The 6,143-nt window shown below is 33.8% G+C and carries 5 protein-coding genes; all 5 read left to right on the forward strand.

The annotated features are described in order from the left end of the window. The first annotated feature begins 85 nt into the window (after positions 1 to 85). Entirely contained in the window at positions 86 to 613 is a 528-nt protein-coding gene (locus tag ACNQGO_RS13575; protein ID WP_417985595.1) for a DUF6155 family protein, read from the forward strand. A 107-nt stretch (positions 614 to 720) separates the two neighbouring features. Then, a complete protein-coding gene (locus tag ACNQGO_RS13580) occupies positions 721 to 2,265 on the forward strand; it encodes a DEAD/DEAH box helicase (protein ID WP_417985596.1) in 1,545 nt (514 codons plus the stop codon). A 145-nt stretch (positions 2,266 to 2,410) separates the two neighbouring features. Continuing rightward, entirely contained in the window at positions 2,411 to 3,748 is a 1,338-nt protein-coding gene (locus ACNQGO_RS13585) for a DEAD/DEAH box helicase (RefSeq protein WP_417985597.1), read from the forward strand. 393 nt (positions 3,749 to 4,141) lie between these two features. Beyond that, positions 4,142 to 4,609 carry a hypothetical protein gene (locus ACNQGO_RS13590; protein ID WP_417985598.1) on the forward strand — a complete coding sequence of 156 codons (468 nt, stop codon included), beginning with the start codon at positions 4,142 to 4,144 and terminating at the stop codon, positions 4,607 to 4,609. A gap of 213 nt (positions 4,610 to 4,822) precedes the next feature. Then, a complete protein-coding gene (locus ACNQGO_RS13595) occupies positions 4,823 to 5,389 on the forward strand; it encodes a hypothetical protein (RefSeq protein ID WP_417985599.1) in 567 nt (188 codons plus the stop codon). The last annotated feature ends 754 nt before the right edge of the window (positions 5,390 to 6,143 follow it).

Genomic DNA, 6,143 nt, shown 5'->3' on the forward strand with positions numbered 1-6,143 from the left:
ATTATTTACAAAATTAAGTATTATCATTGATTTTCGGTGCATGGATTCCTAAAGTAAATTACTTTTGTATTCTTAAACTTTGATAATGAGCAAACGCGATTTAAAAAAATATGTATCGGAATTAAACAAAGAACAACTCGAAGCACAAATCATCGAATTGTATGAGAAATTCAGTCCCGTTAAAGTCTATTATGATTTTGTTTTTAATCCAAAGGAAGAATCCCTTTTAAAGGAATGCAAACTCAAAATCTCTCATGAATATTTCCCATTCAAGAAAACGGGAAGGCGAAGCCGACCCAAAATGAGGCGTTCAGTGGCTCAAAAATACATCAAACATTTTATCAGTTTGGGAGTAGATCCTTTTGTCATTGCTGATGTAATGCTCTATAATGTAGAGATCGCTCAAACCTTTGCTTCTGAGAATACCATCAAAAACGATTTGTTTTTCAAGAGTATGTTCAATTCTTTTGAACAAGCGGTTATTTTTTTAATTGCTAACGGAATTTTATCCGAATTTAAACCCCGATTAAAAGCCATTCACGAAGAAACACTAGTTCAAAAATGGTACAATGAACCGGAGTTCAATGCCGTTTTAGAACGTCTCGAGTATTAAAAACTGTTATAATTCAATTTTATTTAATCCATGTCCTTTTTTTTTACTTAAAAGTGCCCGTTAAACTGTTTTTTAGGCGTATTTTTGCAAAAATCCAATAATAAGCAATGTCCCATAACACGTTAGAAATAGAAATCGAAGACAAAAAAGAACTTTATGCGTACCAAAAAGGCGATATCGATGCCATCTTTGAACGCATAGACAATGCACCTCCACAACACCATTTGTTATACCAATTGCCTACTGGAGGCGGAAAAACAGTAGTGTTTTCTGAGATCGTTCGTCGGTATTTATCCCAACATGACAAAAAAGTAGTCGTTTTAACACACCGAATTGAGTTGTGCAAGCAAACTTCAAAAATGTTGAAGGGTTTTGATGTAAAAAACAAAATCATTAACAGTAAAGTAAAAGAACTTCCAGACCAAAACGATTATTCTTGTTTTGTTGCCATGGTAGAAACCTTGAAAAACCGAATCAACGATGAAAAACTACATTTAGACAATGTAGGTTTAGTAATCATCGATGAGGCACATTACAACTCTTTTAGAAAATTATTAAGCTCTTTCAAGAATGCCTTTATATTAGGAGTTACCGCAACGCCTTTGAGTTCAAATATCAAACTACCGATGCACGAAAGCTATGATGAATTAATCGTAGGAGACACCATCAGTTCTTTGATCGACAACGGATTTTTGGCGAAAGCCGTTACCTATAGCTATGATGTAGGTTTGACATCCTTAAAAGTAGGAATCAATGGGGATTACACCGTAAAATCGTCTGATGATTTGTATACCAATATGGCCATGCAGGAAAAATTATTGCATGCCTACACAGAAAAATCATTAGGCAAGAAAACCTTAATTTTCAATAATGGAATCAACACTTCTTTATATGTGTATGAAACGTTTAGAGAAGCCGGTTATGCCATTCGTCATTTAGACAACACCAGTAATAACGAGGAACGAAAAGATATTTTACACTGGTTCAAGCACACGCCAGATGCAATTTTAACATCAGTAGGAATTTTAACCACTGGTTTTGATGAGCCTACTGTAGAAACCATCATATTAAATAGAGCCACAAAATCATTAACATTGTATTACCAAATGATTGGTCGTGGTTCCAGAAAATTACCCAATAAAGATACATTTAGCGTTATCGATTTGGGGAACAATGCAGCCCGATTTGGTCTGTGGAGCGAACCCGTAAACTGGCAGCACATTTTTAAATCTCCAGAGTTTTACTTAGAGAATTTAAGGGATGATACAGAGATAGAATTGTATTTTAAATACAGTATGCCTCCAGAACTACGTGCAAAATTCAGCAAAACCGAAGTCGTAACTTTTGATGTCGATGAAGAACACAAGCTCATCATCAAACAAAATTTACGCTCCAAGGAAGTGTTAGATCGATCGCTGGAACAACACGCTGCCATGTGCGTAGACAATTCAGATACGTTGCAGGAAGCCAAAGCCTTAGGAAAATTACTTGATGATGACATCGATTGTCGCATCAAGCGCTATTCTAAATGTTTAAGCCAATGCAGTAAAAATTACCGCGAGTGGCTTGTTGACGATTACAAATTGAAACTGGTATTGTTAACCGGGAAAAAATACCGCGAAAAAATCATGAATGAGCCCGATGAAGATTAATTTTTTCTTCTGGAGCTTATCCCGCTATTCGTTGCAATCTTTGCAGTCCTGAAAAAAATCAGGACTACAAAGGATTTTCACTGCTATCGGGGCTATAAAATCCCGTTACAACACCTATATCCTTTAAAATATAAAATCCAAAAAAATGCAAAACCAATTCTCTGATTTAGGAATTTCAGCTCCACTTGTACAAGCGCTTACCGAAATGAAAATTGTGATCCCAACAGAGATTCAGCAAAAAACCATTCCGCTATTGTTGGCCATCACTACAGATTTAGTGGGATTAGCCAAAACCGGAACTGGAAAAACAGCCGCTTTTGGATTGCCTATTTTGCAATTAATAGACACGAATGCTACTGCTATTCAAGCCGTTATTTTGGTTCCTACACGAGAACTAGGGCATCAAATTTTTAGAAATTTAGAGCAATTTGCTACATACATTCCAAATATTTCTATCGCAGCAACCTGCGGCGGAATCCCAATTAAACCACAAATCGAAAGACTTGCATTGCCTACGCACATCGTTGTAGCAACACCAGGACGTTTAATTGATTTGATTCAGCGCAAAGCCATCAACTTAAAAGAAACTAAATTCCTCGTGCTCGATGAAGCCGATGAAATGGTTACCATTCTAAAAGAAAGTTTAGATGAAATCATTGCCGAATTGCCCAAAGAGCACAAGACAATGCTGTTCTCTGCAACCATGCCGGGAACGATAAAACAATTGGTTCAAAATTACTTGCATAAAAATGCAGTAGAAGTGCGTGCCAACATGGAAACAGTAGGAAATCAAGGCATCGATCACGAATATATTGTGGTAGATCCCATAGAAAAACTAGATGTTTTGATGCATTTTTTGAATTCTAAGGAAGGCGAACGCGGTATTATTTTTTGTAAAACCAAAGCAGCAGTAAATAAACTAGCCAAAAACTTAGCGATTAATCGCTTTTCATCGGGTGCATTGCATGGAAGTTTATCGCAAGGAATTCGTGACCGTATCATGGAGCAATTCAGAGAAGGTCACATCAATATTTTGGTAGCAACTGATCTAGCTGCAAGAGGAATTGACGTTAAGGAAATTTCATATGTAGTCAATTACCATTTACCAGATGTATATGAAGCGTATGTACACCGCAGCGGAAGAACCGCAAGGGCAGGAGCAAAGGGACTTTCATTAACGGTTTTACAGCCGGAAGAAGTAGCTGAAATTGCCGACTTCGAAAAAGAATTAGGAATACAATTTACCCAATTCAACAAACCTACGGTTGCTAGCATCGAAGAAAACAACACGTTGTTATGGGCCAAACAAATATTCAAAACCAAACCCAACCACGAAGTAAATCCAGACTTAAAAAATAAAATAAAAACAGTTTTCCATCACTTGACTAAAGACGAATTGATCGAAAAACTAATAGCTAATTATGTACTTCAAAACAAAAACGAAGCTACAGAAAAACCAGTAAAAAGACAAAAAATGAAATAGTACTATTCTATTTTATAATGTAAAAACCATTGCAAGACTTGATAAAGTAAGGCAATGGTTTTTTTTGTTTCATATAATAGCTTGAATTCATGACTTATGGTAAACAAAACAGTTCTTGTTTTAGGAATAATTTCAATAAGTACAGTAGTGTTTAACATCGATACCATAAGTACGAAAAGTACGCAACAAATTAAAAGTCCGTTTTATGATTTATAAAATAAATATACTACATTTGAAAATAAATAAAACTGACTCTTGTCAGACAAAGCCACCCAATATTGGGGTGATAGGTCTGATTTTGTCAGACGTATATACAAGTTAGCGGTAATGCACGGTTCGAACGGGAGAATTCGATAACTTAATACATCTAAATTTAAATAACAGATAAAATTAATGAATAAAGGAATTGTTGCAGGGATTGCCGTTATTGGGATTTTTATACTTTTTTTTGGCGGTATTTTTTTATATTTTATTAATATCGATTTTATTGGACATAAAGACCCAAAAACCGTTAAAGAAAATGTAGAGGCTATGGAAAAAACTTTATTGACAGCAAGATATTTTAGCGCAACAGAATTGTGTGAAATTACCCTCTCGGATAGCACTAATATTCGAATAAATGTTGGAACAAATAAAGGTTATTCTATTATTTTTAGAAAATATTATATTTCTGGAGACACTATTATAGTTAAAGTTGCTAATGAAAATAAGTATGAAAACCAAGAATTAGAAAAGTATATTAATTCTAAAAAAATGCTGGTAAAAAATGATGTGATTTTGTTCCAAACGGATGCTAAAAAACAATTTATCACTACTAAAGCAATGAAAATTGAATTAAATAATTTAGACTTTAAAAATTAAAAAAATAACTAAAGGACAATTATACTGATAAGTAAGCACTACCGCTAACAGCCACTACAACGGATTTGGGCATTGGGCTTAATGGAAAAATGGTTTTGTATTTGGGATGATTTGGCAAATCCGAAAAGAGGGCTTAATTTAGTCCCAAACCCACTGTAGTGCCAGAACGTTAGCAGTTATTTTCGAGGAATAAAAAACTAAAGAAAAATATCAATGGAATTTAAAATAGTCGAAACTTATAGAAATCATAATTTTAAAGACTTTTTAAAACAATCAATGGCAAATGTATTTCTTTTTCTAATTGCAATAATTGTTATCCCAATCGCACTAATTGGAAGCTTATTTAAGAAAAAAAGCAAACAACCAAATAATGAGAATATTTTGGAAGAAAATGAATGGTTTGACTTTATGAAATCTGAAAAATTAATATTTTACAGACAATCAATAAATGATGAAGATTTACCTGATGATATAGATTTGCCAAAAGAAAGTTATGATATCTATGCTTTTAAAATTAGAACTGAACCCGAAATAAAAGAATTTAATAATGTAGTTTTTGACTTTAAAGAATTAGAAACTGAAAAAGGTTTTTATTTAATTTCTATAAACAGAATTGGAGAAGGAATGTCTTTATGGAATATTGACAAGAAAAGTAATGAAATTAAAATAGTTACGAAATTAAAATCTCTTTGGTGGGATTTTTCGTTTAATGAGAATAAAATCATTCTGAAAGGAACCGAAGAAAAGAAAGATTTTATAATAGAAATTGACGAAATATAAAAAAACAACTGCTAACACACGCTACAAGCAATTTGGGGATTAGGCTTAATTTAAATATGGTTTTGTATTTGGAAGATTAGGCAAATCCGAAAACAGGGCTTAATTTAGTCCCAAACTGCGTGTAGCGCGGGGACGTTACTGGCTAGTTATGCGGAAATTACGCAGGTAATTTCGATTTGGAAATAAAGTTTGTAACTCGCAGAAACTTAAATGTAGAAGCGTGAAAATTGGAACTTTCCATCAGAAACTTAAAAAGTTGTAATCTGAAAAACTAAAGCGTGAAAATGGAAACTTGCCAACAAAAATTGAGAATTGGAATCTGAAAAGCAGAAGCGGGAAGTCGAAACTTACCAGCAGAAACGTAAAAAGTTTTGCGCAGAAATTAAAAAAGTAAATAATTGAAAATAAAACGTTGAAAAATTACGAGCCAAAAACAGAAATGTAAAAGTTGGATACTGCCAACTGAAGCGTGAAAATTTACGGTTTAAATTGTAATTTCGACAAAATAACCAGCCAGTAACACACGCTACAAGCAATTTGGGGATTTGGCTTAATTTAAATATGGTTTTGTATTTGGATGATTTGGCAAATCCGAAGAATGGGCTTAATTTAGTCCCAAACTGCTTGTAGCGCGGGGACGTCAAACTGTCTAATAACCTCCTTTTCCCCTGTTAGATAATTTGTACAAAAAACCGTTCAAATAATTTGCATAACTCGTTGGTTTTATGTATATTTAAGAATGAAATTCATCAAC

This window comes from Flavobacterium frigidum, from assembly GCF_048286735.1.
Lineage (GTDB): Bacteria > Bacteroidota > Bacteroidia > Flavobacteriales > Flavobacteriaceae > Flavobacterium.